The 24,441-nt window shown below is 67.2% G+C and carries 23 protein-coding genes; 18 read left to right on the top strand and 5 right to left on the bottom strand.

The genetic code is table 11. From position 1 onward, the window contains the following. The first annotated feature begins 7 nt into the window (after positions 1-7). From ABD05_RS17615 to ABD05_RS17590, 6 genes are all read left to right on the top strand, one after another. Positions 8-1,072, top strand: a complete 1,065-nt coding sequence (locus tag ABD05_RS17615; protein WP_047901461.1) for a helix-turn-helix domain-containing protein — start codon at positions 8-10, stop codon at positions 1,070-1,072. Further along, positions 1,021-2,337 carry an Nramp family divalent metal transporter gene (locus ABD05_RS17610; protein ID WP_047901460.1) on the top strand — a complete coding sequence of 439 codons (1,317 nt, stop codon included), beginning with the start codon at positions 1,021-1,023 and terminating at the stop codon, positions 2,335-2,337. The genes ABD05_RS17615 and ABD05_RS17610 overlap by 52 nt, the downstream gene beginning before the upstream one ends. An 81-nt stretch (positions 2,338-2,418) precedes the next feature. Continuing rightward, a complete protein-coding gene (locus ABD05_RS17605; protein WP_047901459.1) occupies positions 2,419-3,009 on the top strand; it encodes a phosphatase PAP2 family protein in 591 nt (196 codons plus the stop codon). A 451-nt stretch (positions 3,010-3,460) separates the two neighbouring features. Further along, positions 3,461-4,249, top strand: coding sequence for an SDR family oxidoreductase (locus ABD05_RS17600; protein ID WP_047901458.1), 789 nt, complete (start codon positions 3,461-3,463; stop codon positions 4,247-4,249). Positions 4,250-4,286: 37 nt separating this feature from the next. After that, positions 4,287-5,303: an NADP-dependent oxidoreductase gene (locus tag ABD05_RS17595; RefSeq protein WP_047901457.1), complete on the top strand. Its 1,017-nt coding sequence runs from the start codon at positions 4,287-4,289 to the stop codon at positions 5,301-5,303. Positions 5,304-5,512: 209 nt separating this feature from the next. After that, positions 5,513-6,037 carry a hypothetical protein gene (locus ABD05_RS17590; protein ID WP_047901456.1) on the top strand — a complete coding sequence of 175 codons (525 nt, stop codon included), beginning with the start codon at positions 5,513-5,515 and terminating at the stop codon, positions 6,035-6,037. Between the two features lie 66 nt (positions 6,038-6,103). Here the strand turns inward: ABD05_RS17590 and ABD05_RS17585 are convergent, their stop codons facing one another. The 4 genes from ABD05_RS17585 to ABD05_RS17570 form a co-directional block, all read right to left on the bottom strand. Beyond that, positions 6,104-7,156, bottom strand: coding sequence for an AI-2E family transporter (locus ABD05_RS17585; RefSeq protein ID WP_047901455.1), 1,053 nt, complete (start codon positions 7,154-7,156; stop codon positions 6,104-6,106). Between the two features lie 235 nt (positions 7,157-7,391). Further along, on the bottom strand, positions 7,392-7,976 hold the full coding sequence (locus ABD05_RS17580) for a BPSL1445 family SYLF domain-containing lipoprotein (RefSeq protein ID WP_047901454.1): 585 nt from the start codon (positions 7,974-7,976) through the stop codon (positions 7,392-7,394). Between the two features lie 64 nt (positions 7,977-8,040). Further along, positions 8,041-8,427, bottom strand: coding sequence for an ElaB/YgaM/YqjD family protein (locus tag ABD05_RS17575; protein WP_047901453.1), 387 nt, complete (start codon positions 8,425-8,427; stop codon positions 8,041-8,043). 277 nt (positions 8,428-8,704) lie between these two features. Continuing rightward, positions 8,705-10,552: an ExeM/NucH family extracellular endonuclease gene (locus ABD05_RS17570; protein ID WP_047901452.1), complete on the bottom strand. Its 1,848-nt coding sequence runs from the start codon at positions 10,550-10,552 to the stop codon at positions 8,705-8,707. 206 nt (positions 10,553-10,758) lie between these two features. Between ABD05_RS17570 and ABD05_RS17565 the strand changes: the two genes are divergently transcribed. From ABD05_RS17565 to ABD05_RS17530, 8 genes are all read left to right on the top strand, one after another. After that, positions 10,759-11,112, top strand: a complete 354-nt coding sequence (locus ABD05_RS17565) for a YciI family protein (protein WP_047901451.1) — start codon at positions 10,759-10,761, stop codon at positions 11,110-11,112. Between the two features lie 125 nt (positions 11,113-11,237). Then, complete coding sequence (locus tag ABD05_RS17560) at positions 11,238-11,660, top strand: YciI family protein (RefSeq protein WP_047901450.1); 423 nt, start codon at positions 11,238-11,240, stop codon at positions 11,658-11,660. A gap of 38 nt (positions 11,661-11,698) precedes the next feature. Beyond that, positions 11,699-12,115 carry a VOC family protein gene (locus ABD05_RS17555; RefSeq protein ID WP_047901449.1) on the top strand — a complete coding sequence of 139 codons (417 nt, stop codon included), beginning with the start codon at positions 11,699-11,701 and terminating at the stop codon, positions 12,113-12,115. After that, the gene (locus tag ABD05_RS17550; protein WP_047901448.1) at positions 12,112-13,380 is read left to right on the top strand and encodes an RNA polymerase sigma factor; all 1,269 of its coding nucleotides are present in this window, start codon (positions 12,112-12,114) and stop codon (positions 13,378-13,380) included. Before ABD05_RS17555 ends, ABD05_RS17550 begins: the two co-directional genes overlap by 4 nt. A 231-nt stretch (positions 13,381-13,611) precedes the next feature. Further along, the gene (locus tag ABD05_RS17545; protein WP_047901447.1) at positions 13,612-14,034 is read left to right on the top strand and encodes a rubrerythrin family protein; all 423 of its coding nucleotides are present in this window, start codon (positions 13,612-13,614) and stop codon (positions 14,032-14,034) included. 122 nt (positions 14,035-14,156) lie between these two features. Further along, a complete protein-coding gene (locus ABD05_RS17540) occupies positions 14,157-15,494 on the top strand; it encodes a heterodisulfide reductase-related iron-sulfur binding cluster (protein ID WP_047903619.1) in 1,338 nt (445 codons plus the stop codon). Between the two features lie 31 nt (positions 15,495-15,525). After that, positions 15,526-16,107, top strand: coding sequence for a DUF3501 family protein (locus tag ABD05_RS17535; protein WP_047901446.1), 582 nt, complete (start codon positions 15,526-15,528; stop codon positions 16,105-16,107). Positions 16,108-16,831: 724 nt separating this feature from the next. Further along, positions 16,832-17,773, top strand: a complete 942-nt coding sequence (locus tag ABD05_RS17530; protein ID WP_047901445.1) for a transposase — start codon at positions 16,832-16,834, stop codon at positions 17,771-17,773. A gap of 126 nt (positions 17,774-17,899) precedes the next feature. Here ABD05_RS17530 and ABD05_RS17525 read toward each other — a convergent pair whose 3' ends face one another. After that, positions 17,900-19,426 (bottom strand): mannose-1-phosphate guanylyltransferase/mannose-6-phosphate isomerase, encoded by a 1,527-nt coding sequence (locus ABD05_RS17525; protein ID WP_047901444.1) that lies wholly within the window; start codon positions 19,424-19,426, stop codon positions 17,900-17,902. A gap of 428 nt (positions 19,427-19,854) precedes the next feature. Here ABD05_RS17525 and ABD05_RS17520 point away from each other — a divergent pair, with 428 nt between their 5' ends. From ABD05_RS17520 to ABD05_RS17505, 4 genes are all read left to right on the top strand, one after another. Further along, on the top strand, positions 19,855-21,228 hold the full coding sequence (locus ABD05_RS17520) for an undecaprenyl-phosphate glucose phosphotransferase (protein ID WP_047903618.1): 1,374 nt from the start codon (positions 19,855-19,857) through the stop codon (positions 21,226-21,228). 128 nt (positions 21,229-21,356) lie between these two features. After that, complete coding sequence (locus ABD05_RS17515) at positions 21,357-22,769, top strand: UDP-glucose dehydrogenase family protein (RefSeq protein WP_047901443.1); 1,413 nt, start codon at positions 21,357-21,359, stop codon at positions 22,767-22,769. A gap of 30 nt (positions 22,770-22,799) precedes the next feature. Next, complete coding sequence (locus ABD05_RS17510) at positions 22,800-23,243, top strand: low molecular weight protein-tyrosine-phosphatase (protein WP_047901442.1); 444 nt, start codon at positions 22,800-22,802, stop codon at positions 23,241-23,243. Further along, entirely contained in the window at positions 23,222-24,424 is a 1,203-nt protein-coding gene (locus ABD05_RS17505; protein ID WP_409994819.1) for a polysaccharide biosynthesis/export family protein, read from the top strand. Before ABD05_RS17510 ends, ABD05_RS17505 begins: the two co-directional genes overlap by 22 nt. Positions 24,425-24,441: the final 17 nt, after the last annotated feature.

The following is a 24,441-nucleotide window of genomic DNA, read 5'->3' as shown; positions in this document are numbered from 1 at the left end:
GTTTTCGTTGGCCCAGGCCGCGCGTCTCGGCGAGGCTTTCAATCTGGCGAATCGCCTGCATGCGTTCAGTGCGGATTACCAGTTGAAGTACGTATCCGAAAGCGGGGGACTGTTGCAGTCGTCGTCCGGCGTGAGCATCGCGGCCGATCCGCTCGGCGACGAGCACGGCCGCCGTGCGCTCGCGTTCTTTCATCTTCATGGCGATCGCGCGGCCGTCAACTGGGACGACGCATTGCAGCGCCGCCTGACCGACATTCGCCGGCACGCACGCTGGATCGTCGACGCGATGGACCTGCTGTCGCTCGCGGCCACGCAGCGGCCGTCGACGGCGCTCGACGTGCGGCCCGGCCGGGCCGGGCGCCGACCCGCCGCGACGGTCGAGCTGCAGGCGGGCGAGACCGATGTGTTCGCCGCCGCGCTCGACATGTTCCGCGCCGATCTGGGCGACAGCGCCGCGCAGGAGATCGCCAGCAACATGCTGCGGCCGGTCGAGCAGCGCTATGCACAGTCGATGTGGGCGTTTCGCGAACTGAGCGCGAGCCCGTCGATCCGGATGTCGGCGCAGCGGCTGCGCGCGCAGAGCGTGAACCGCATCTCGATCGCGAATGCCGCGCAGGCGGCCGCGATGAGCGAGCGCAATTTCCTGCGGCGCTTCAAGAAGGAGATCGGCGTGACGCCGACCGAGTTCGTCCAGAACGTGCGGCTCGAGCGCGCATGCCACATGCTGATCCATACGACGCTGCCGGCCGACAAGGTCGCGCGCCGCACGGGGTTCGGCAGCGGCGAGCGGCTCGCGAAGCTGTTTCGCCAGCGCCTGCTGATGTCGCCGACCGAATTTCGCGTCGCCGAGCGGGAAAAGATCCTCAGCCACGGCGCCGCATCGCCCGATGCGGACGACGGGCCCGCAGCCGCGTTTTGCGACGGTGACGGGGGAGGTTACGGCGCGTGCGCCGACGCTCGGGAGAAAACGGGGCGGATACCCGTAGAATCGTGCTGTCGCGATCTCGATTCCCGGTTTCCATGTCCTTCCTCCCCACTACCGCCACCGCCCCTTTCTGCCCGTCGGAAGTAAAGGGCAGCATCACGATCGACGCCGGCGCGTCGCGCTGGCTGAAGCTCAAGCGCTTCTTCGGCCCCGGCTTGCTCGTCGCGATCGGCTACATGGATCCCGGCAACTGGGCGACCGACATCCAGGCCGGCTCGCAGTTCGGCTATTCGCTGCTATGGGTCGTCGCGTTCTCGAGCCTCGCGGCGATCTTCCTGCAGATGCTCGCGGCGCGGCTCGGCCTCGTCGCCGGCAAGGATCTCGCGCAGGCCAGCTACGACCGCTACGGCCGGTTCGGCCGCATCGTGCAGTGGGTCACCGCCGAAGTGTCGATCATCGCGTGCGACATCGCGGAAGTCCTCGGCTGCGCGCTCGCGTTCAAGCTGCTGCTCGGCGTGCCGCTCGCGTGGGGGATCGTGCTGACCGCGCTCGACACGGTGATCGTGCTCGGCCTGCAGGGCAAGGGGGTCCGGCAGATCGAGGCGATCGTGCTCGGGCTGATCGCGACGATGGCGTTCTGCTTCGTCGCGCAGGTCGCGATCACGCCGCCCGACTGGCACGCGGTGGTCGGCGGGCTCGTGCCCGGCGATCCGGGCCACGACCGCAAGGACGCGATCGTGCTCGCGCTCGGCATCGTCGGCGCGACGATCATGCCGCACAACCTGTATCTGCATTCGTCGGTCGTGCAGACGCGGCGCGTCGTCGGCGGCGCGCGCGGCGTGGTGCGCGACACGCTCGCGCTGGTGCGCATCGATACCTGCGTGTCGCTGTTCGTCGCGATGCTCGTCAACGCGGCGATCCTGGTCGTCGCGGGCGCGGCGTTTCACGCGACGGGCCAGCACAACGTGACCGACATCGAGCAGGCCTACAAGCTGATTACGCCGATCGCGGGCGGCGCGGCCGCGCTGCTGTTCGGCATCGCGCTGCTCGCGTCGGGGCAAAGCTCGACGCTGACCGGCACGATCGCCGGCCAGGTGATCATGGACGGCTTCCTGCACACGAAAATCCCGTGCTACCAGCGCCGGCTGATCACGCGCGGGCTCGCGCTCGTGCCGGCGCTGATCGGCGTGCTGTGGCTCGGCGACGGGTCGGTCGGGCAACTGCTCGTCTGGAGCCAGGTGCTGCTGAGCCTGCAGTTGCCGTTCGCGATGTGGCCGCTGATCCGGTCGGTCAGCGATCGCAACACGATGGGCGAGCACGCGATCGGCCGCAAGATGCAGGTTGCCGCGTGGGCGCTGTTCGTCGTCATCACCGGCACGAACCTGCTGCTGATTACCGGTGTCGCGGGCTGATACAGCCTGTCACAGGCTGACACCGGCGCGGTGCGCGCATGCGGTAAACTGCGGCCTTTCGATAGCCGTCCGAAGTCCGTTATGTGGAGTGAAATCAGCAACATCGGCGATGCCGCGCTGACCTTGCCGATCGCGCTGACCTGCGCGGTGTGGCTGGCGCTGACCGACTGGCGCCTCGCCGTGCGCTGGGTCGTGCTGCTGGCCGCCGGCATGGGCCTCGTCGGCGCAACCAAGATCCTGTATGCCGGGTGCGGCATCGAGATTCCCCAATTCGATTTCCGCGTGATCAGCGGCCATACGATGCTGTCGACATCCGTGTGGACGGTCGCGCTGTCGATGCTGTGGCAGGCGTTCCTGCCGGGCAAGGCGCCCGGCGTCGCGGCCGGGCTGGCCGTCGGCGCGGTCACGGCCGTCGCGCGCGTGTTCGATCACTCGCACACGGTTCCGGAAGTCGTCGTCGGCTGGATGCTCGGCGCGGTGGTCGCGCTGGTGTTCCTGCGCGGCTACGACGGTGCGCGCCAGCGCGCGTTCTCGCCGCGCATCGCGGCTGCCTGCCTGCTGCTCGTGTCGGGCATCGCGTACGGGCATCGCGCGCCGTTCCAGCAGATGATCGATACGCATTCGCCGCAACTCTGCGCGTTCGTGCGCGCGCCGTCGGGCGACGGATTCTGACGGTTGCCGGTTGCGGCGGTCCGGTGAGCCGGTGCCGCCAGGTTGCCGCCGGCGATTGCCCGGCTGTTGCACGATTCCTTTTCCGATCGTTTCCTGCCCGGTGCGGAACGCATCGCCCGTCATTCCCCCGAGTCAATGAACCGGCCGCTCCGCAGGATCGGCCGTGCCGTTTTGCGCAACGACGCAGGCGCGCGAAGGTCATGAACGGAATCTATGACCGGGCATAACGAATATTCATTTCATCGATAGGCGGCATTCGCGTACGCTGGCTGTCGTTCGAGCGCGGCCGGCTGCCCGGCGCGGGTCACGCTCGTCTCGATATACTCGCGGAAACCGTGCGGCACCTTATGAAGCCGATGCGCCGTCGACCGGCATGCGTCGGCCGCAACATGCACGGAAACCCCGTCGCGGCAGCATGCAGCGACGACGATTCACGACAGGAGCAACTCACATGACAGTCGTTTCTCCGCGCCTCGCCGGCAAGTGCGCATACATCACGGGCGCCGCGGGCGGCCTCGGCCGCGCGATCGCGCGCCGGATGGTCGAGCAGGGCGCGCGCGTGTTCTTGACTGACATCGCCGAAGCGGCGGTGCTCGACGCGTTCGCGCAGGAACTCAACGCGGGCCACGCGACGCCGGTCGCGTTCGCCGCGACGCAGGACGTGCGCGACGAGGCGCGCTGGCAGGCGCTGCTCGCGCAGGCGGACGATGCGATGGGCGGGCTGTCGGTGCTCGTCAACAACGCGGGCGTCGGCTCGATCGGCTCGCCCGCGCAAATCGAGCTGGACGAATGGCGGCGCGTGATGGCGATCAACGTCGAAAGCATCGTGCTCGGCTGCAAGCATGCGCTGTCGTACCTGGCCGAGAGCCATCCCGCGTCGATCATCAACATCTCGTCGGTCGCCGCGTTCAAGGTCGAGCCGGATTTCACCGCATACAACGCGTCGAAGGCGGCGGTTGCGTCGCTGACGAAGTCGGTCGCGATCGACTGCGCACGCCGCGAGCTCGACGTGCGCTGCAACTCGATTCACCCGGCGTTCATCCGCACGGGGATCGTCGAGCCGCTGTTCCAGACGCTCGGCGAACGCGACGCGACGCGCAAGCTCGCGCGCGGCATTCCGCTGCGCCGGCTCGGCGAGCCGGACGACGTCGCGCATGCAGCCGTGTATCTCGCATCCGACGAGAGCCGCTTCGTGACGGCCGCCGAACTCGTGATCGACGGCGGCATGTGCGCGGTCTGACGCGCATCCCGAGTAACAACTACCGGAGGAGAACATCGTGTCGACACCCGTGAACCGCCAACTGCTGCTGAAGACGCGCCCGGAAGGGCGGGTCGGCCGCGAACACTTCTCGCTCGTCGAGACGCCGGTGCCGGCGCTCGCGGACGGCGAGGTGCTCGTGCGCGTGCTGTACCTGTCGATGGACCCGACCAACCGCGTGTGGATGAGCGACGTGCCGCAGTACCTGCCGCCCGTCGCGATCGGCGAGGTGATGCGCGCGCTCGGCATCGGGCGCGTGGTTGCGTCGCGCCATGCCGGTTTCGCGGAAGGCGATCTCGTGCAGGGGCTCGTCGGCTGGCAGGACTACGCGGTCGTGCCGGCCGACCAGGCCGTGCAGCTCGTGAAGCTGCCCGCGCAGTCGGGCCTGCCGTTGCCGACGCTGCTCGGCGCGTGCGGGATGAGCGGGCTGACCGCGTACTACGGGCTGACCGACATCGCGCCGGTGCAGCCCGGCGAAACGCTCGTCGTGTCGGCGGCGGCCGGTTCGGTCGGCTCGATCGCCGGGCAGATCGGCAAGATCCACGGCGCACGCGTGGTCGGCATCGCGGGCGGCGCTGACAAGTGCCGCTACCTGACCGAGACGCTCGGCTTCGACGCGGCCGTCGACTACAAGGCCGACGATTTCCGTCAGCAACTGAAGGCGGCGACGCCGGACGGCGTGCACGTGAACTTCGAGAATGTCGGCGGCGAGGTGATGCGCGCGGTGTTGTCGCGGATGGTGATCGGCGGGCGCGTCGCGCTGTGCGGCGTGATCTCGAACTACAACAGCGGCCGCGCGGCCGACGACGTCGGCGTGCTGATCTCGAAGCGGCTGACGATGCGCGGCTTCCTGATCCTCGATTACCGCAAGAGCCGCGAAGCCGTGCAGACGCTCGCGGGCTGGCTGCGCGACGGCCGGCTCAAGGCCGAGGAGACCGTTGCCGACGGTCTCGAAAACGCGCCCGACGTGCTGAATCGCCTGTTCGACGGCGACCATCGCGGCAAGCTCGTGCTGCGCGTCGATCCGGACGCGTGACCGGCCTGCGGTGCGGCGCGCGAGATCGGTCGCGCGTTGCCGCGAGGTGTTGTCGAACGCGGTGAGTTCGATCAACCGGGCTTCAGTTTCGGACTTGTCCCATATATTGTCCGAGCGTCTCTCCCTAAAGTGATTGCCAGCGAACAGGCGGTGTGACCGACGCGTCACGCCGCCTATTTTTTCTGGTCACGCGGCAGAGGAGAGGGAACATGCGGAACACCGCGAAGCGGGCGGCATCGGTATCGGCAGCAGCGATGCGCAATCGAACGGTGCGGTGTGCCGGTGCCGTGCGGACGATGGCGATCGGGCTGGGTGTCGTGCTGGCGATGTCGAATGCGGTGGCGGCCGGGCAGGCCGTGTCGGACGGTGTCGTGCGGTTCACCGGCGCGCTCGTCGATCTCTACGACGTGACGTTCGACGCGCCGTCGGGCGCGGTTGTCGAAGGACGGGAAGCAGCGGGCAGCGGGGCCGCGGCGATGCTCCGGTTCGATGCGCATGGCCGGCGTTTGCCGGGGGCTCATGTGGCACTGGTCGGGCCCGACGGTGCGCCGCTCGCGCTGGATGCCGGTTCGGGCGTGCGCGCAACGTGGCGCGATGCGCACGACGATCGAAGCGTGCCGCTGGTATCGGGCCGCGTTCATCGCGTGGGCCCGTATGGCGGCGTGATGACCGTCGCGGCGGATGAAGCGACGGGCGCCGTGGCGCCCGTCGTGATCAGGATTCGCCATCCGTGACGGAGGGCGTGTGCATGCGGATGGAGCGGTGGCGGACGGGGGCGTGGCACGCGGCCACGCGCGGCGTCATTCGCCCTGTTCGGCGCGCGCGTAGATGTCCCAGCTCGCCATGAACAGCGCGGCGACGAGCGGCCCGATCACGAAGCCGTTGATGCCGAACAGCGCCATCCCGCCGAGCGTCGAGATCAGCACGACCCAGTCGGGCATCTTCGTGTCCTTGCCGACGAGGATCGGGCGCAGCAGGTTGTCGACGAGGCCGATCACGCCGACGCAGAACGCGACGAGGATCACGCATTTCCAGATTTCGCCGGTCGCCAGGAAGTAGAGCGCAGCCGGTATCCACACGAGGCTCGCGCCGATCGCGGGCAGCAGCGACAGGAACGCCATCAGCGCGCCCCACAGCACGACGCCCTGGATGCCGAGGATCCAGAAGATCAGCCCGCCGAGCGCGCCCTGCACGAGCGCGACCGCGACGTTGCCTTTCACGGTCGCGCGCACGACCGTCGTGAACTTCGCGAGCAGCAGGTTCTTGTGCTCCTCGTCGAGCGGCAGCGCGCGGCGCACGCGGCGGCCGATCTCGCCGCCGTCGCGCAGCAGGAAGAACACCATGTACAGCATCACGCCGAAGCTGACGATGAACTGGAACGTGTTCTGGCCGATGCTGAACGCCTGGGCCGCGGCGAACTGGCTGATCTGCGCGGCGCCGTCGGTCAGCTTCTTCTGGATGCCGGGGATGTTGGACAGCCCGTATTTCGCGAGCAGGCGCTGGATCGAGGTCGGCAGTGCGTGGATGAGGTCCTGGAAGTACTGCGCATAGTTCGGCTGCGCGGTCTTGAGTTCCTGGTAGACGTAAGCGATTTCCTGTACGAGCGTGGCCGTGACGAACACGAGCGGCAGGATCACGATCAGGACGATCAGCGTCATCGTCACGAGCGCGGCCAGGTTGCGCCGCTTGCCGAAGCGCGCAGCGAGCCAGCGCTGCACGGGCTGGAACAGGATCGCGAGAATGGTGCCCCAGAACACGGCTCCGGAGAACGGCGCGAGAATCCCGCACATGCCGACGGTGACCGCGAACAGCAGGAAATAGAAGAATTTTTGGTGATCGTGTCCGCTATCCATGGGTGGCATTTGCGCAGATTGATGCTTGGTTTGATTGAATCTCGTTGCCTCGGGCGCGATCGGCTCGCGAACGTCACGGGTTCGCGGCGAAACGCGCCGCCGGGCGGCCCAACCGGAGTATGCCCGCAAAGGTGCCGCCATCATAGCCGCTGCGCGCGACCCATGCGAAAACGCCGCGGCCGGGGCCGCGGCGCTGCCGGGAAGCGGGCGCGGCCGAAGGCCGCGTGCCGCATCGTCAGATATCGAGCTTCGTGACCTTCGTGCCGTTCACCGACAGGTCGCCCATCAGGCCCGCGTTGGTCAGGACCAGCACCTCGACCGGCGCGGTGGCCGTGTTGGTGTCGACCGCGCCGTTCGCGCCGACCTTCACGACCGCGACCGACGCGTCGGCGCCGGCGGCCCAGCCGTCGGACTTGCGGAACGAGTCGAGCGCATCCTGCGTCATGAACAGGAACACGATCGCCTTCGATTGCGCGCCGGCCTGCAGGCCGACCGACAGCGACGACGTGTTGTAGTAGCCGACGGTGCTGCCGCCGACCCGCAGCGCGCCGTTGCCGGACTGGCCGCCGACGATGAAGCCGGCCTGCAGCACGTTCGGGAACACGAGCACGCCGCGCGATTTCGCGACGAGTTCACGCGAACCCGGCACCGTCGAATAGAGCCGCGACAGCGTCGCGTTCACGCTCGCGTCGATCGACTGGCGCTTCGATGCGCTGGTCGACGCGTTTTCGGGTTTGTCGGGCGTGGTCGTGCAGCCGGCGAGCGCGAGGCTGCCGAGCATCACGGCGGCGGCGGCTTTCATGGCGAGAGACTTCTGCATGGCGGTTCTCCTTCGTTGTCTGATTGAGAGCGGACGGGGCGGGCGGCGGTGCGGGCCGCCCCGTTCAACGGCGGGCGAGGAGCAGGCCCGCAACGAATGCGAGGCCCGCGACGACGCCGGCGGTCTGCCACGGGTTGTCGTGCACGACCTGCGACACGCGTTCGGCCGAATCGCGCAGCCGGGCGGCCGCGCTGCCCGACGCGTAGTCGAGCGTGCTGCGCGCTTCGTCGAGCCGGGATTGCACGCGCTTGCGCAGCGCGGCGATATCGCCGTCGCCATCGTTTTTCAGCAAGTCTTCCAGTTCGTCGACCAGCCCGCGCAGGTCGTCGGTTACATCCGCATGCAGGTCACGGGCGGCCGAGCGCGTCGTGCGTCCCACGCGGCGGCCGGTGCGACGGATGTCGGCCAGCCCGCGGTCCAGCTTGTGTTCGATCGAGTCGGTGAGTGCCATGGTGTTTATCCTCCTTCGATTCAACGCTAATTTTGAAGATAAGACGAATCCCAGCAACTAGTGTGATTCACTTGATCCAGTTGAGTTTCGCGACAAATTTTCAATTCGTCGGCCGGATCGCCGCGAAGCCCCGTCGCGCGGGGCGGTGCGGCGGTTGAAAAAATTTCGCAATCAGGTGTGTCAGGCAGCGGTACGAAGTGAACGCCCGGTAAATATGGCGTAGCCAGGGGGTTCAGGTAAATAGTGCCGTTTCAGGCCTCGCGTTGATGCCAGTGCACTAGTCGACGCCGTTTGGCGGAGCACGGTTTGTTCCCGAGCCACGCTGCGGGCCGCCATCGCCAAGCGCGACATCGACGATGACGGGATCGTGGTCCGACGAGCGATATGCGTCGGGTGCGTAATAGGACGACCGGTGCACGCGCGTTTTGTAATCGGGCACGGCTTGCAGCGCAACCGGCTCGTCGGCGTTGATGTGCCATATGTGCACGGCCTTCACGCGTGCGGCGAGCGTCGACGTGGCCAGCGCGTGGTCGAGGTTGCCGGCTTCGCCGCGAAATACGTAGCTGTACGCAGCATCGCCGACGAAGCGGGCAACCAGGTTCGCAAAACCGCGCGATTCGAGCGCGCGGATCGGATCTTCCTTCGCGTAGCTGTTCAGGTCGCCGATCAGCAGTGTGCCGTCGGCCGCGGCGCCCGTCGGCGACGCGGCGAGCCAGTCGGCGATGCGCGTGGCCGCGCGCGCGCGTGCCGCATTCCAGCAGCCCTGGCCGTCCGCCTGGTCGAGATCGGCGCCGGTCGCGTTCGGGCAGTTCTTCGACTTCAGGTGATTGACCGCGACCGTGAACGCGCGCGTGCCATCGATGCGCCGGAATGTCTGAGCAAGTGGCGGGCGGTGCCGGCCGCCGAGCGCGACGGTCGCCGCGCGCCCGACCGGCTCGACCGTGCGGCTGTCGTATAGCAGCGCGACCGCGATGGCGTCGCGGCCGAGCCGTGCGGTGCCGGGATCGACCGCGCGCCAGCTGTCGCCAAGTTGCGCCGCGAGACGCCGCACGGCGCTCGCGTTGCCGTGGCCGTTGTTCGCGATTTCCATCAGCCCGATCACGTCGGCGCGCAGCGCGCGCAACGCCGCGACGATCTTCGCTTCCTGCCGCGCGAAGACAGCGTGCGTCTTTGCGCCACGGTTGGACGGCGCGTCGAATCCGCCGCCATGGCCGTCGCCGTTGAAATAGTTGAACACGTTGAACGACGCGATGCGCACGTCGGCGTCCGCATGCCGGATCGGCGCATCGGTACGCGGATTCGCGGCGACGTCGAAGACGGGCGCCGCGCCGGCTGTCGGTTGCAGCCGCCACGTGCCGTAGCGCAGTTCGAGCACGCCTTCGACGCCGCGCACCGTGTAGCCCGTGCGCAGCGTGTTGGCGGCGCCCAGCGCGGGCGGCGGATAGCGGACGGTCCCGGGATCGCGGCGGCTCGAGCCGTCGTCGAGCACGATGCGGTTGCGCGCGTTGGCCGCCGCGTGCGCGGCGGCTTCGGCCGGCGGCGCGACGTGGGTCGGGATGCGCAGCCGGCCGTTGCTGAGAACGAGGGTGCCGTAGCGGCCGAGTTCGTAGGTATCGCTGACCGTCAGCGTTTGCGGCAGGCGCACCCGCATGCCTTCGTGCGCGGCCAGCACGGCCGGCGTGTCGACCGGCAGCGTGAGCGTCGCAGGCGTGACCGTCTGCCCGCGTGCGCAGATGGCGATGCCGCCCGACAGAGCGAACTGCGTGCGGCCGTATTTATCGTCGACCCGGCCCGTGAGATGCACGAGATCGCCGGCGTTTGCGCGCGCGTTCGGCGCGTAGACAAACAGGCCTTCCGGCACGCCCGGCCGATGCCGCCGCTGCGCGTCGGCCTGCTGGACGAAGAAGCCGCCGAAGCTGTCGGCGCCGCCGAACACCGCGGTGACGACCGCTTCGATCGACGTCGTTTGCCCGGCCAGCGGCGACGGGCCGCCGGCACTGCGGAGGTCGGCAATCGCCGTGGTTGCGCCGCCGCAGCCGGCGCTGACCGGCAGCGCAGCCGCGGCCGGCGGGAAGGAGAGGGCGAGCGATAGTGCAACGGCAAGCGACGGAAGCAGGCGTGACATGGGACGGTCCACTGGAAGAAAATCCGACAGTTCGGGAACGCATCTTGACGGCAAAATGTCGGGAAGCGGCCGAATTGGCCGTCCGGCCAGTGCCGGATGGCTAACGATGCATGCAGGCCCTGCCGCGGCTGTTACGCTTTCGCATCGGGTGCCGCATTCCGATCGCACAGCGAACGCTGCCGCACCCGTCCCCACAGGAGAATTCCATGTCTTACATGCTGTTGATTGTCGAACCGACCGACCAGCGCGCCGAACGCACGCTCGACGACGGCCAGGCACTTTACGCGCGGATGGTCGATTTCGCCGAGACGCTGAAGGCACGCGGCGTGCTGCGCGGCGTCGAGTCGCTGGAGCGCTCCGAGCGCGGCACGCGCGTGCAGGTGCGCGACGGCGAGACGCGCCTGCTCGACGGCCCGTTCGCGGAGGCGAAGGAGATGGTCGGCGGCTTCTTTCTCGTCGACGTCGACACGCGCGAGGAAGCGATCGAGATCGCACGCCAGTGCCCGGCCGCGCAATGGTGCACGGTCGAGGTGCGCGCGGTTGGCCCGTGCTTCCTGTGAAGGCCGTGACTCGGTATTTACCCTGATTTGTCGTGGCGAGTGTCGATCCGTTCGTCTTCCGCCCGTCGTCTGGATAGGGCGCCGATGAACGGGCGCCTCCTGCCACCGACGACAAGGAGTGAACGATGCGATTCATGATCATGATCCGGGCCAACGCCGTCAGCGAATCCGACGCGTTGCCGGACAACCGGCTGGTCGAGGCCATGACCGTCTATCACGAGGAACTGGCCAATGCGGGCGTGCTGCTCGACGCGAACGGCCTGCGGCCGAGCGCGCGCGGCTGGCGCGTGCGCTACACGGGCGGCAAGGGCACGGTGGTCGACGGCCCGTTCGCCGAAACGAAGGAGCTGATCGCCGGCTATACGCTGATCCAGGTGCGTTCGCGCGACGAGGCGCTCGAATGGACGCGCCGGTTCCCCGCGCCGTTCGGCGCCGAGATGGATTGCGAGATCGAGGTGCGGCCGCTGTTCGAACTCGACGACCTCACGCCGAGCGAAGCGGTCGAGCGGTTCCGCGAACTTCATGTCGGCCGCGGCAACGCCGCCTGAATCCCAGCCTGAATCCAACCTCACCCGGAGCACCCGTCATGCACAAAATGGTTTTCATCAACCTGCCCGTGGCCGACCTGCCGCGCTCGAAGACGTTCTACCAGGCGCTCGGCTTCGAGGTCGTGCCGGCCTATACGAACGATCAGGCTGCTTGCATCAAGATCAGCGACACGATCTTCGCGATGCTGCTCGTGCGGCCGTTTTTCCAGACCTTCACCGGCAAGACCATCGTCGATCCGGCGACGCAGGTGCAGGTGCTGTCGTGCCTGTCGTGCGACAGCCGCGCCGAGGTCGACGCGATCGTCGCGAAGGCGGTCGCGGCCGGCGGGTCCGCGCCGCAAGCGCCGCGCGAGTATCCGAACATGTACGGCCACGGGTTCGACGATCCGGACGGCCACGCATGGGAGCTGATGGCCATGCCGCTGGACGCGTCCGCGCAGGGGGCATCGGCGTGACGCGCGAGGCGACGCATCGTGCGATCGAGGCGGTCTGGCGGATCGAGGCGCCGAAGATCATCGCGCGCGCCGCGCGCGTGGTGCGCGACGTCGGCGTGGCCGAGGAACTGGCGCAGGACACGCTCGTCGCGGCGCTCGAGCACTGGCCCGTCGACGGCGTGCCCGACAACCCGGCTGCATGGCTGATGACGGCCGTGAAGCGTCGCGCGCTCGACCGCGTCCGGCAGGAGTCGCTTCATGCGGCGAAGCGCGACCAGCTCGGCCACGAGATGGACGCGCTCGAAGCGCATGTCGTCCCCGACATCGCCGATGCGCTCGCCGACGCGACTGCCGACGACATCGGCGACGACCTGCTGCGGCTGATCTTCACGTCGTGCCACCCGGTGCTGTCGACCGACGCACGCGTCGCGCTGACGCTGCGGCTGCTCGGCGGGCTGACGACGGGCGAGATCGCACGTGCGTTCCTGACGCCCGAGCCGACGATCGCGCAGCGGATCGTACGCGCGAAGCGCACGCTTGCGGCGGCGCGCGTGCCGTTCGAGGTGCCGGCCGCCGATGCGCGGCCCGCGCGGCTCGCGTCGGTGCTCGAAGTGATCTACCTGGTGTTCAACGAAGGCCATGCGGCGACCGCGGGCGACGACTGGACGCGTCCGGCGCTGTGCGAAGAGGCACTGCGGCTCGGCCGCGTGCTGGCCGGGCTCGCGCCGGACGAGAGCGAGGTGCTCGGGCTCGTCGCGCTGATGGAGCTGCAGGCGTCGCGCATGCATGCGCGCACCGATGCGCAGGGCCGGCCGGTGCTGCTGCTCGACCAGGACCGCAGCCGCTGGGATCAGTTGCTGATCCGGCGTGGCCTCGCGGCGCTCGAACGGGCGTCGAAGCTCGGCGGCGTGCGCGGGCCGTATGCGCTGCAGGCCGCGCTGGCCGCCTGCCATGCGCGGGCGCGCCACGCATCGGAAACGGACTGGGCGCAGATCGTCGCGCTGTACGACGCGCTCGCCGAAGTCGCCCCGTCGCCGGTCGTCGAACTGAACCGCGCCGTGGCTGTGGGAATGGCGTTCGGGCCGGCCGCGGCGCTCGAACTCGTCGACGCACTGCGCGACGATCCCGCGCTCGCGCGTTATCACTGGCTGCCGAGCGTGCGCGGCGACCTGCTGGCGAAGCTCGGCCGTGCCGACGAGGCGAAGCTCGAGTTCCGCCGCGCGGCGGAACTGACGCGCAACGAGCGCGAACGCGAATTGCTGCTCAAGCGCGCGATCGATGCGTGACGCATGAAGCGCGCGCAAGCGCGGCCTACGCGACGCTTACACACCCTCCCGATGCCCCCCGATGCGCGCCCGGGACTATCGCCCGGATTGAAAAAGCCTATTGGGGGATGCGAACGCGAGCGCCTAGATTGAAAGGCACGATGCGTACGCCCTCCGGCAAACGCATCGTTCCCCACATATCTGATCGGCCCGGCTTCGCATGCGGCCGCGCCGACTCGAACGGAGGCGTAAATGGCTCACCTCAAGGGCAGCAAAACCGAAGAGAACCTGAAGGCTGCATTCGCAGGCGAATCGCAAGCGAATCGACGCTATCTGTATTTCGCTTCGAAGGCTGACGTAGAAGGCCAGAACGACCTCGCCGCGCTGTTCCGCTCGACCGCCGAAGGCGAAACCGGCCATGCGCACGGCCACCTCGAATACCTGGAAGCCGTCGGCGATCCGGCCACGGGCTTGCCGTTCGGTTCGTCGCGGCTGAATCTCGAATCGGCGATCGCCGGCGAGACGCACGAATATACCGACATGTATCCGGGCATGGCGAAGACGGCGCGCGACGAAGGCTTCGACGAAATCGCGAACTGGTTCGAGACGCTCGCGAAGGCCGAACGCAGCCACGCGAACCGCTATACGAAGGCGCTGGGCAGCCTCGTCGACTGACGGGCCGCCGCAGGCCGCACGGTACGGCCGTGTGGCCCGCAAGCGGCCGGCCGTTCGTTCATCGCTGCCCGCAGCGCGCGGGCGGCGCGCTCGCGCGCATGCGCGCCACGCTGGAGCGCCCCATGCCCCACAAGGAAGGCAGTCTCGAAGCCCCGACCCGGCATCCGCTCGACTGGCAGTCCGATGCGTTCTACGACCAGGCCGCGATCGATGCGGAAATGACGCGCGTGTTCGACATCTGCGCCGGATGCCGGCGCTGCGTGTCGCTGTGCGGCGCGTTCCCGGCGCTGTTCGATCTGGTCGACGACACGCCGATGGGCGACATCGACGAAGTACCGAAGGCAGCCTTCGGCAAGGTCGTCGACCAGTGCTATCTGTGCGACCTCTGCTACATGACGAAATGCCCGTACGTGCCGCCGCACGCATGGAACGTCGACTTCCCGCACCTGATGCTGCGCGGCAAGGCGGCGCGCTACAAGCGCGGCGAAGCATCGCTGCGCGACAAGGTGCTGTCGAACACCGATGCGCTCGGGCACTTCGCGGGCATCCCGATCGTCACGCAGACGGTGAACGCGGTGAACCGCACGGCGCCCGCTCGGCATGCGCTCGAAGCGACGCTCGGCGTCGATCGCAACGCGTGGCTGCCGGAGTTCGCGCCGCGCAAGTTCCGGCGCGCCGCGAAGCGCTCGGACAACCCGCCCGCGCGCGACGGCGAACGCACGCCCGGCAAGGTCGCGATCTACGCGACGTGCTACGTGAATTTCAACGAGCCCGGCATCGGCCACGACCTGCTCGCGATCCTTGCGCACAACGACATTCCGTACGAGCTCGTCACGCGCGAAGCGTGCTGCGGGATGCCGCTGCTGGAGCAGGGCAACCTTGCCGGTGTCGCCGCGAAGAAGGACGTGAACCTGCCCGTGCTCGAACGCTATGCGCGCGAAGGTTATGCGCTGATCGGCGCGATCCCGAGCTGCGTGCTGATGTACAAGAGCGAGCTGCCGCTGATGTTCCCCGGCGACGAAGCGGTGCGTGCGGTGGCCGATGCATTCTGGGATCCGTTCGAATACGTGATCGCGCGGCATCGCGACGGGCTGCTGAAGACCGATTTCAAGACCGGCCTCGGCACCGTGTCGTATCACGTGCCCTGCCATGCGCGCGTGCAGAACATCGGCCGCAAGACGGCCGACACGCTGTCGCTCGTGCCCGATACGCGCGTGAATGTCGTCGAGCGCTGCTCGGGCCATGCGGGCACGTTCGGCGTGAAGAAGGAATTCCATGCGGACGCGATGCGGATCGGCACGCCGGTGTTCAAGGCGATGGCCGAGCCGCAGCCGGATTTCGTGTCGTCGGACTGCGCGCTGGCCGGCCATCACATCGTGCAGGGCATCGACGAGAAGGGGCTGCCGTCCGCGCCGCTCGCGCATCCGCTCACGCTGCTGCGCCGCGCATATGGCATCTGAGCCGCTGCCGGCCGACCCACGAGGACAACCCATGACGCTGACCCGCGACTCCCTGCTGACGCTCGAAGCGTACGCGAAGATCCGCAGGACCGAACACGCGCGGCTCGTCGCGTACAAGCGCCGCCGCGCGGTCGCGCTCGGCAACCACCTGCGTTTTTTGTTCGAGGACGAGACGACGATCCGCTATCAGATCCAGGAGATGCTGCACGTCGAGAAGATCTTCGACGAGGCGGGCATCGAAGGCGAGCTGGAAGCGTACCTGCCGCTCGTGCCCGACGGCACCAACCTGAAGGCGACGCTGCAGATCGAATACGAGCACGAGATCGAGCGGCGCGCGGCGCTCGCGCGATTGATCGGCGTCGAGGATCGCGTGTACCTGCAGGTCGACGGGCAGGCGCGCGTCTATGCGATCGCCGACGAGGATCTCGAGCGCGACAACGACGAGAAGACGTCGGCCGTGCATTTCGTGCGCTTCGAGCTCGACGCGCCGATGCGCGCGGCGCTCAAGGGCGGGGCGGCGCTGTCGATCGGCTGCGATCACCCGGCTTACACGATGCCGCCGCAGCGCGTGGATCCGGATGTGGCCGCGTCGCTGGCCGGCGACCTGCGCTGACACGACCGCCGCGCGTCCTGCGCGGCGTATCCCGCTTTTCCGTTCCGACCCGAAAACAGGCTTTCCGCGATTAGCGTGGCACGGGCGCTCGCCTGTCGCCGCGAAGATGTAACAGGCGCCCCGCGCTTGCATACCGAGAAATAATGTGCGTCCCGCGTCAGCGTGCTTTCATCACTCGCGGTGAAACAATAAAAAGATTGTGCATGGAGATAATTCAGTTGAACGGAAATTGAATGATTTACCGATTCATGAATATCTTGTTACTGAATTTTCCCTGATTTACCGATTTTATGGGGCAATTCCGGGGATTGTTGCCGACAGGGGGCGGATCAGCCCGGAAGGGCCCGTTGGCGGCCATTCTTCATACCTTGTAGAGCCCCGCCAGGCGGGCCTTTGCGGCGCCGGGCATAAAGATCTCGCAAAAAAATTCATCCGTAAATGCATTGCGCATTCATGGCAGGTTGTTTCAGTGCGTAACATTAAGTCATTGTCATATTGAGATAAACCCTGAGGATGGTATGCTTCGTGCACAAAAATTCCCACATTGGAGTGAGACCGTGACTTGTGCGCCATTGCCGGGAATTCCGGCACCGTGAAAGTGCGGTGTCGGCCGGCATGCACAACACCGGATAAACATAATGTGCAACCTGGCCGCCCCGCGACGCGATAAGTCGCGACGGCGCCGCCAATCGCAGCCCGGCCTGGCTGCGTGGAGAGATCTACTATGTTCTTCGATGAGCTTAACGATGAAGAGTGGTTTCGTCTTTCAACGCTGATCGCCGATGAACCCATCCGGCTGAATCGTCGTGGGCGTCCACGAGCCGAACCGCGCGTCGTTGCCAACGCGGTGCTCTGGATCCTGACGACCGGTGAAGCCTGGTCCAAGCTGCCCGGTCGTTATCCGTCCGGGCCGACGTGCCGTCGTCGCTACGAGGAGTGGCTCGCGAGCGGCACGTTGCTGCAGATGATCGACGTGCTGACCCAGTTCAGCGGGCGCACGTTCGCGTATATTCCGCCGCCGCCGGTGCCGGTCGTGCCTGCGCGTCGCGCGGAGCCCGTGCCCGACAACGATCGCTTGCGCGGCGTGTTCTGGCAAAACCCCGAGTCGTGGCAATTGCCGGTTGCGCAGGCAAACGTTTGGGAGGGCGAAGGTGCGTCGCTGAGCGCGAGGCCGGATGACGAAGTGGCCGATCCGGCCGGCACGTCGTTCGCGGTGCCCGGTACGCCTGCGGCGGAACTGCGCCATGCGCGCGCGTCGTCGGCGAGCTTCGCCGCGGCCGAGCCGCAAGTCGACGAGTATCGCGGTTATACGATCTGCGGGATCGCGCAGCCCGTGCAGAACCTGATGTATCGCGCGTGGGCCGAGATTTCGCAGGACGACCGGCGCGTCGAGCGCTCGGGTCTCATCGGCCCGCGTTTCACCGATGCCGAGGAAGCCGAGCAGTTCGCGCTGGACTGGGCACGCCAGTGGATCGATCGCCACGGTGCGAGCGACGAGCCGGCGCGTGCGCCGCAAAGCGAGGTGCTGGCCGGTTTGTCCGCGCTGGCGCGTGCGGAGTCGGATATCAAGCGCTTCATCGCCGAGCGTCATGCGGGCGCGCTGTCCGAAAGCCGCAACGATCCCGTGCAGTCGGATCGCCGCGAATATTCGTACCGCGTAGGTTGAGCACCGGTCGAATGCATCGCGCGGGCCGTCGTGTGCCACGACGCCCGCGCGGAGGCTTCGTCTCTCCATGCTTGCCGCACCGGGGGGGGCGCCGCTGTCGCAGCGGCGCCCCCGGCGCTTGATGCGTCACTGCCGGCCGTAGGTATCGTCGAAGCGGACGATGTCGTCCTCGCCGAGATACGCGCCCGACTGCACTTCGATCAGTTCGAGCGGCATCTTGCCCGGGTTCTCCAGGCGGTGCGATACGCCGAGCGGGATGTACGTCGATTCGTTTTCGGACAGCAGGAACGTTTCGTCGCCGCGCGTGATGCGCGCGGTGCCGCGCACGACGATCCAGTGTTCGGCGCGGTGGTGGTGCATCTGCAGCGACAGTCGCGCACCCGGCTTCACGACGATGCGTTTCACCTGGAAGCGCTCGCCCATGTCGACCGAATCGTAGTGGCCCCACGGACGATGCACCTTGCGGTGATCGGTGGCTTCCGCGCCTTGTTGCGCCTTGATGCGGCCGACGATCTTCTTCACGTCCTGCACGCGCGACTTGTCCGCGACGAGCACCGCGTCGGGCGTTTCGACGACGACGAGGTTCTGCGTGCCGACGCAGGCGACGAGCCGGCTTTCCGAATGCGCGAAGGTCGATTCGGCGCCTTCGAACAGCACGTGGCCGCGGCCGACGTTACTGGCCTCGTCCTTCTGCGAGATCTGCCAGATCGCGTCCCACGAGCCGACGTCCGACCAGCCCGCGTCGAGCGGCACGACGACGCTCTCGCACAGTTGCGGCAGGCTCGCGAGCGGCTCCATCACCGCGTAGTCGATCGAGTTCGACGGCGATGCGGCGAACGCATCGCGATCGACGCGGAAGAAGTCGCCATCGGCCTTGCCCTGTGCGACGGCCTGTTCGCAGGCTGCGTAGATCGCCGGTTCGAGCTGGCGGATCGCCTTCAGCCATACCGACGCGCGGACGATGAAGATCCCGCTGTTCCACCAGTACTCGCCGGACGCGACGTACTGCTGCGCGAGTTCGAGGTGCGGCTTCTCGACGAAACGGTCGAGGCGGCGCACGTCGAGGTCGCCCCTCGCGGCGTCGCCGAGCGGCGCGCCGACGCGGATGTAGCCGTAGCCGGTTTCCGCGTGCGTGGGCACGATGCCCATCGTCGCGATCCTGCCTTGCACCGCGCAGTGCACGCCGGCCGCGACGGCCGCGTGGAAGCGCGGCAGGTCGGCGACCGCATGGTCGGCCGGCATCACGGTCATCACCGCATCGTTGCCGTCGGCGACGAGCCGCAGCGCGGCGAGCGTCAGCGCGGGCGCGGTGTCGCGGCCGAGCGGCTCGAGCATGATCGTCGCGGGCTTGGCGGTCAGGCGCAGTTGTTCGGCGGTCGTGAAGCGGTGGTCCTCGCCGCACACGATCAACACGTCGTCGTTCAGCGGGTGGTCGGCCGTCAGGCCGTCGAGGCGCAGCGCGGTCGACTGCAGCAGCGAATGATCGCCGAGCAGGCCGATGAGCTGTTTCGGAAAACGTTCGCGCGACATCGGCCACAGGCGTGTGCCGGAACCGCCGGCAAGAATCACCGGCTGCACGGCGACGCGCGTGCCTGCGGCGGGGGCGGCGGAAGAAGATTGGCGCGTTTCGGCGGCCACGGCCGGAGCATTCATGATGATACTCTCCACGGTTGAAGTCAGTGCCTGTCGTTGTAGCATGAAGTAAATCGACAATAAAACCGGGTCCATTGGCTGATATTCGCCAGGCATTCATCTGGAAAAATTTTCCGCGATAGCATCGGATGCAAATAAAAAAATAAAAAATAATTCCGGGCATTGTTGGCCATCCCGTTCCTGCAAAGGGCTTGCGGCGAACGTAAAGTTTCCGAAATCTTCCCGATTTCCGATCGATTCGGGAAAACCTGCCGAATTAAATCGAAAAGTTCGCAGCAAGAATTTCCGATTATTTTTCGAAATACTTGTGCGCTTGAGGGGCGAATTTCTTGCCGCTTCAATAGCGTCATGCAACGTTTGAATCGAATGTGCGGCAAGGGCTGCACGAGGAGCTGTTCGGCAAACGCCTGTTCAAAGAGGAAGCAGACATGTTGAGCGTGCTGGCGAGAGTCATCGATATCGCGATGGTCGTGGCGGGGGCGCTGATCGCCGCCGCGCTGCACGACGGCAGCATCTGGCTCAACGACCTGCAGCGCACGACGGTGCTGTTCGACTGCCTGCTGGTCGTGGTGTTCTTTCCGGCCATCGGCATCTATCAGTCGTGGCGCGGCAAGCGTCTCGTCGGGCTGATGGGGCGTGTCGCGTTCGCGTGGCTCGTGGTCGAGCTCGCGGGCATCCTGATGAGCTTCAGTTTTCACCAGTCGGGCGACCTGTCGCGGCTGTGGCTCGGTTACTGGGCGCTCGTGACGATGGCGCTGCTCGCCGGCTCGAAGGCGTGCGTGCACGTCGTGCTGCGGCAACTGCGCCGCGGCGGCTACAACCTGAAGGCGGTCGCGATCGTCGGCGGTACGCCGGCGGCGCGGCGGCTGATTGCGCAGATGCGGGCGCGGCCGGAAGCGGGCTTCAACCCGGTGTGCGTGTACGACGAAAGCGAAGCGCGGGGCGATGTCGCACTCGACAACGTGCGCATCGAGCGGCAGTTCGAATCGCTGGTGTGGCTCGTGCGCAGCCGCGCGATCAGCGAGCTGTGGCTCACGCTGCCGATCTCGGAGGAACCGAGGATTCACCAGATCGTGACGGTGTTCCGCCACGACTTCGTGAACATCCGTTTCATTCCGGACGTGCGCACGCTGTCGTTCTTCAACCAGGAAGTGGTCGAGGTGCTCGGCGTGCCGGCGATCAATCTCGCGGCGTCGCCGATCACCGACGTGCGGATCCTGCCGAAGTTCGTGTTCGACCGGCTGTTCGCGCTGGCGGCGCTCACGGCGCTCGCGCCGGTGATGCTGCTGATCGCGGGGCTGATCAAGCTGACGTCGCGCGGGCCGGTGTTCTTCCGCCAGAAACGCAAGGGCATCGACGGGCACGAGTTCGAGATCTACAAGTTTCGCTCGATGAAAGTGCACCAGGAAGCGGCGGGCACGGTGACGCAGGCGACCAAGCACGACACGCGCGTGACGCCGGTCGGCCGGTTCCTGCGCCGCACGAGCCTCGACGAGCTGCCGCAGTTCATCAACGTGCTGAAGGGCGAGATGTCGGTCGTCGGCCCGCGCCCGCATGCGCTCGCGCACGACGACATCTACAAGGATCTGGTCAAGGGCTACATGTTCCGCTACCGGATCAAGCCCGGCATCACCGGGTGGGCGCAGATCAACGGCTTTCGCGGCGAGACCGACCAGATCGAGAAGATGATGGGCCGCGTGAAGCTCGATCTGTACTACATGCAGAACTGGTCGTTCTGGCTCGACATCAAGATCGTCGCGCTGACGCTCTGGAAAGGCTTCACCGGCAGCAACGCGTATTGAGTGCACCCAAGGGGACTTCCTGCGGGGCGGAAGACCCGGGACGGCCCGGCGTTTTCCCGAGACGCACTCCCGTGCAGGCATTCCGGTTTAACGATTTTCGAATCATTGGTCACGAGGTCCGACACATCATGAATCTGACTATCATCGGCAGCGGTTACGTAGGTCTTGTCACCGGCGCCTGTCTCGCCGACATCGGGCACGACGTGTTCTGTCTCGACGTCGACCAGGCAAAGATCGACATCCTGAACAACGGCGGCGTGCCGATCCACGAGCCGGGCCTCAAGGAGGTCATCGCGCGCAACCGCTCGGCCGGCCGCCTGCGTTTCTCGACCGACGTCGAGGCCGCGGTCGCGCACGGCGACGTGCAGTTCATTGCGGTCGGCACGCCGCCCGACGAGGACGGCTCGGCCGACCTGCAATACGTGCTCGCGGCGGCGCGCAACATCGGCCGCTACATGACGGGCTTCAAGGTGATCGTCGACAAGTCGACGGTGCCGGTCGGCACGGCCGAGCGCGTGCGCGCGGCGGTCGCCGAGGAGCTCGCGAAGCGCGGCGGCGACCAGATGTTCTCGGTCGTGTCGAATCCGGAATTCCTGAAGGAAGGCGCGGCGGTCGACGATTTCACGCGGCCGGACCGCATCGTGATCGGCTGCGACGACGACGTGCCGGGCGAGCGCGCCCGCGAGCTGATGAAGAAGCTGTACGCGCCGTTCAACCGCAACCACGAACGCACGCTGTACATGGATGTGCGCTCGGCCGAGTTCACGAAATACGCGGCGAACGCGATGCTCGCGACGCGCATCTCGTTCATGAACGAGCTGGCGAACCTTGCCGACCGCTTCGGCGCGGACATCGAGGCCGTGCGCCGCGGGATCGGCTCCGATCCGCGCATCGGCTATCACTTCCTGTACGCCGGCTGCGGCTACGGCGGCTCGTGCTTCCCGAAGGACGTCGAGGCGCTGATCCGCACGGCTGACGAGCACGGGCAATCGCTGCAGATCCTGAAGGCCGTGTCGTCGGTCAACGCGACGCAAAAGCGCGTGCTCGCCGACAAGATCGTCGCGCGCTTCGGCGAGGACCTGACGGGCCGCACGTTCGCGATCTGGGGCCTCGCATTCAAGCCGAATACCGACGACATGCGCGAAGCGCCGAGCCGCGAGCTGATCGCCGAGCTGCTGTCGCGCGGCGCGCGCATCGCCGCGTACGACCCGGTCGCGCAGCAGGAAGCGCGCCGCGTGATCGCGCTCGATCTTGCCGATCACCCGAGCTGGCTCGAGCGCCTGAGCTTCGTCGACGATGAAGCGCAGGCCGCGCGCGATGCCGATGCGCTCGTGATCGTCACCGAATGGAAGGCGTTCAAGAGCCCCGACTTCGTCGCGCTCGGCCGCCTGTGGAAGTCGCCGGTGATCTTCGACGGCCGCAACCTGTACGAGCCGGAGACGATGAGCGAGCAGGGTATCGAATACCACCCGATCGGCCGGCCGGGATCGCGCCAGGCCGTCGCCGCCCGCGTGCCGGGCACCGCGCGCGCGAGCGCGTAACCCGTTTCACGTCACTCGTTACGAGACGCCATGTTCCGGAACATCCTGATCGTCTGCCACGCGAACGTCTGCCGCAGTCCGGCGGCGGAAATGCTGTTCAAGTCGCACGCCGCGTCGCGCGGCGGCCCGCGTCCGACGTTCCACTCGGCCGGCGTTCATGCGAACGACGGCGACGGCATCGATCCGGTGATGCGGCAGTTGCTCGCCGAGCGCGGCGTCGATGCGACGACCCACCGCTCGCGGCGGCTGTCGCGCCGGTTCGTGCGCGACGCCGACCTGATTCTCGTCAGCGAGCGCGGACAGATCGCGGCCGTCGAATCGGTCGATCCGTTCGCGCGCGGCAAGGTCCACCTGCTCGGCAAGTGGGAAGGGGCCGAGATTGCCGATCCGCACGGCGGCCGCGAGGCCGATTACCGCGAGAGCTACTCACTGATCGAACGTCTGGTTCAAGGATGGCTACAGAAATTATGCTGAAACGCCCGATGCGCCCAATGCGCCCGGTGGCGCTTGCCGTCGCGCTGACGACTTTCCTGTCAGCCTGTGCAACCGCGCCCGGCAACTACCTCGACTCGTCGAACCTGAAGGACGAAGGCCGCCAGCAAGCGGCCGAGACCTATCCGGTTCATTACATCGACGCCAAAGTGGTGATGGACCAGTTGCAGAAGCAGCAGGTCGAGCACCCGCTGCCGCCTGCACGCTATACCGATCCGTCGCAGTACGTGTACCGCGTCGGCCCGCAGGACATCCTCGGCGTGACCGTCTGGGACCACCCCGAGCTGACGACGCCGCAGGGCCAGTCGTTCTCGAGCGGCGGCAACACGACGCAGACGATCGCGGGCGCGCTGCAGCAGCCCTATTCGTCGTCGCTGCCGGGCCAGGCCGATCCTTATGGCCAGACGGTGGCCGCCGACGGCACGATCTTCTTCCCGTTTGTCGGCCGCATCCACGTGGCCGGCAAGACGATCGCGCAGACCCGTGACGAGCTGGCCACGCGTCTCGCGCGCTATGTGAAGAACCCGCAGCTCGACGTGCGCGTGCTGTCGTTCCGCAGCCAGAAGGTGCAGGTGACGGGCGAGGTGAAGACGCCGGGCCCGCTCGCGATGAGCGACGTGCCGCTGACGCTGGTCGACGCGATCTCGCGCTCGGGCGGCTCGACCACCGAGGCCGACCTGCAGCGCGTGCGCCTGACGCGCGACGGCAAGCTCTACACGCTCGACGCGAACGGCGTGCTCGACCGCGGCGAAGTGCGGCAGAACGTGATGCTGCAGCAGGGCGACATCGTCAACGTGCCGGACCGCAGCGACAGCCGCGTGTACATCATGGGCGAGGTCAAGACGCCGGTCACGGTGCCGATGCTCAAGGGCAAGCTGACCATCGCCGACGCGCTGACGGCCGGCGGCGGCATCCTCGACACCGATGCGAACCCGCGCAAGATCTACGTGATGCGCGGGATGCGCGACAACCCGACGAAGCCTGAAGTGTTCCGTCTCGACATGACGCAGCCCGATGCGCTGATGCTGTCGAGCCGCTTCCCGCTTCAGCCGCTCGATGTGGTCTATGTCAGCACGGCGAGCTCGGTGCAGTTCAACCGGGTGCTGCAGCAGGTGCTGCCGACGATCCAGACGATTTTCTTCATGAAGCAAATCACGCGCTGATAGCCCGCCGGGGCGGC

It is taken from the genome of Burkholderia pyrrocinia (assembly GCF_001028665.1).
GTDB lineage: Bacteria > Pseudomonadota > Gammaproteobacteria > Burkholderiales > Burkholderiaceae > Burkholderia > Burkholderia pyrrocinia.
This window is presented reverse-complemented; position numbering and strand designations above follow the sequence as displayed.